At 40.2% G+C, this 2,737-nt stretch carries 2 protein-coding genes and 2 pseudogenes; 3 read left to right on the top strand and 1 reads right to left on the bottom strand.

Annotated elements, in window-relative coordinates:
- Nucleotides 1-10: 10 nt before the first annotated feature.
- The 3 genes and pseudogenes from HT729_RS10410 to greA all read left to right on the top strand — a co-directional run.
- Nucleotides 11-223, top strand: a pseudogene (locus HT729_RS10410) (GNAT family N-acetyltransferase); the annotation flags it as partial.
- A gap of 80 nt (nucleotides 224-303) precedes the next feature.
- On the top strand, nucleotides 304-1,905 hold the full coding sequence (gene mltG / locus HT729_RS10405) for an endolytic transglycosylase MltG (RefSeq protein WP_001291668.1): 1,602 nt from the start codon (nucleotides 304-306) through the stop codon (nucleotides 1,903-1,905).
- A 61-nt stretch (nucleotides 1,906-1,966) separates the two neighbouring features.
- Nucleotides 1,967-2,449, top strand: a complete 483-nt coding sequence (gene greA, locus HT729_RS10400; protein WP_000818760.1) for a transcription elongation factor GreA — start codon at nucleotides 1,967-1,969, stop codon at nucleotides 2,447-2,449.
- A gap of 161 nt (nucleotides 2,450-2,610) precedes the next feature.
- Here greA and HT729_RS10395 read toward each other — a convergent pair.
- Nucleotides 2,611-2,737, bottom strand: a pseudogene (locus HT729_RS10395) (IS630 family transposase); the annotation flags it as partial.

Genomic DNA, 2,737 nt, shown 5'->3' with positions numbered 1-2,737 from the left:
TAAGTGATAAAGTCGGGAAGCACAGGGCCTCGGACTTGGACAAAAATTACTAATAGCCTTGAAAGAAGTTGCTCTTGAAGATAAGAGAGATGGCATTAACCTAACCTGTCATGACTATCTCATCGCCTACTATGAAAAGCACGGATTTGTCAATGAAGGCTTGTCCCAGTCAACCTTTGCAGGGGAAACCTGGTATGATATGGTTTGGGAAACGAAAAAATAAGCTAGGAAAAGTATCATAGGTTGCTTTTCTTGGACTTTTAAGATATAATATTATGGATTGTCAACAAGGAGGAAAAACTTTTGAGTGAAAAGTCAAGAGAAGAAGAGAAATTAAGCTTTAAAGAGCAGATTCTGAGAGATTTAGAAAAAGTAAAAGGCTATGATGAAGTTCTGAAAGAAGATAAGGCAGTAGTTCGCACTCCTGCAAATGAACCTTCAGCTGAAGAACTCATGGCTGATTCCTTGTCAACGGTAGAGGAGATTATGAGAAAAGCTCCTACCGTGCCTACTCACCCAAGTCAAGATGTACCTTCTTCTCCAGCGGAAGAAAGTGGTTCAAGACCAGGACCAGGTCCAGGTCCTGTTAGACCTAAGAAATTTGAAAGAGAATACAATGAAACCCCAACAAGGGTAGCTGTTTCCTATAAGACGGCAGAGAAAAAAGCAGAACAAGCAGGTCCAGAAACACCTACGCCTGCTACAGAAACAGTGGATATCATCAGCGATACACCACGTCGTAGCCGTAGAGAAGGAGCAAAACCCGTTAAGTCTAAGAAAGAGAAGAAGTCACATGTGAAAGCTTTTGTGATTTCATTCCTTGTATTCCTTGCCTTGCTCTCAGCAGGTGGTTACTTTGGTTACCAGTACGTGCTAGATTCTTTGTTACCTATCGATGCTAATTCTAAGAAATATGTGACGGTTGGAATTCCAGAAGGTTCAAACGTTCAAGAAATCGGTACGACGCTTGAAAAAGCTGGTTTGGTAAAGCATGGTCTGATTTTTAGCTTTTATGCCAAGTATAAAAATTATACCGACTTGAAAGCGGGTTACTACAATTTGCAAAAGAGTATGAGTACAGAAGACTTACTCAAAGAGTTGCAAAAAGGTGGAACAGATGAACCGCAAGAACCTGTACTTGCGACTTTGACAATTCCAGAAGGTTATACCTTGGATCAGATTGCACAAGCTGTGGGTCAATTGGAAGGTGACTTCAAAGAGTCTTTGACAGCGGAGGCTTTCTTGGCAAAAGTTCAAGATGAGACGTTTATCAGTCAAGCAGTAGCCAAATATCCTACTTTATTGGAAAGTTTGCCTGCAAAAGATAGTGGTGCGCGTTATCGTTTGGAAGGATACCTTTTCCCAGCTACTTATTCTATCAAGGAAAGCACAACTGTTGAGAGCTTGATTGATGAGATGTTAGCTGCTATGGATAAGAACCTATCTCCTTACTATAGTACTATCAAATCTAAAAACTTGACTGTCAATGAGTTGTTGACCATTGCTTCCTTGGTCGAAAAAGAAGGTGCCAAGACAGAAGATCGTAAGCTCATTGCAGGTGTATTCTACAATCGTTTGAATCGTGATATGCCACTTCAAAGTAATATTGCAATCTTGTATGCCCAAGGAAAACTGGGGCAAAATATCAGCTTAGCTGAGGATGTTGCGATTGATACCAACATTGATTCACCTTATAATGTTTATAAAAATGTAGGTCTCATGCCTGGTCCAGTCGATAGTCCAAGTCTGGATGCGATTGAGTCAAGCATCAATCAAACTAAGAGCGATAACCTCTACTTTGTAGCAGATGTCACAGAAGGCAAGGTCTACTATGCTAATAATCAAGAAGACCACGATCGCAATGTCGCTGAACATGTCAACAGCAAATTAAACCAAACAAACTAAAATTATGTGATACTTCACATAATTTTCTTTAGAAAATATTATTAGAAGAAAGTTGAGAAAAATGGCAGAAAAAACATATCCTATGACCCTTGAGGAAAAGGAAAAACTTGAAAAAGAATTAGAAGAATTGAAATTGGTTCGTCGACCAGAAGTGGTAGAACGCATTAAGATTGCCCGTTCATACGGTGACCTTTCAGAAAACAGTGAGTACGAAGCAGCTAAGGATGAACAAGCCTTTGTCGAAGGACAAATCTCTAGCTTAGAAACAAAAATCCGCTATGCTGAAATCGTCAATAGCGACGCAGTTGCCCAGGACGAAGTAGCGATTGGTAAAACAGTCACCATCCAAGAAATTGGTGAGGACGAAGAAGAAGTTTATATTATCGTAGGTTCAGCGGGTGCGGATGCCTTTGCAGGTAAAGTTTCAAATGAAAGCCCAATTGGACAAGCCTTGATTGGCAAGAAAACAGGTGATACAGCAACCATTGAAACGCCTGTTGGTAGCTATGATGTAAAAATCTTGAAGGTTGAAAAAACAGCCTAAAAACAGAAAAAGGAGTGGGGAGGCGATGTACTTCACTCACTCCTTTTTCCATTTTGCTACTCTTCGAAAATCTCTTCAAACCACGTCAGCGTCGCCTTGCCGTATATATGGTTACTGACTTCGTCAGTTCTATCTACAACCTCAAAACCATGTTTTAATACTCATCTACTTTCAAAAAGCATTCTAGTCCATCTCCGATTAACGATGGACGTTATCACCTCCTTCTCCAGTCCTTGTATAACATCTTGAAGTTGATTCATGACATCTTTCAAAGTTCGAAAGGCTTTA

This window comes from Streptococcus sp. 79, assembly GCF_013277425.1.
GTDB classification, from domain to species: domain Bacteria; phylum Bacillota; class Bacilli; order Lactobacillales; family Streptococcaceae; genus Streptococcus; species Streptococcus pseudopneumoniae.
This window is presented reverse-complemented; position numbering and strand designations above follow the sequence as displayed.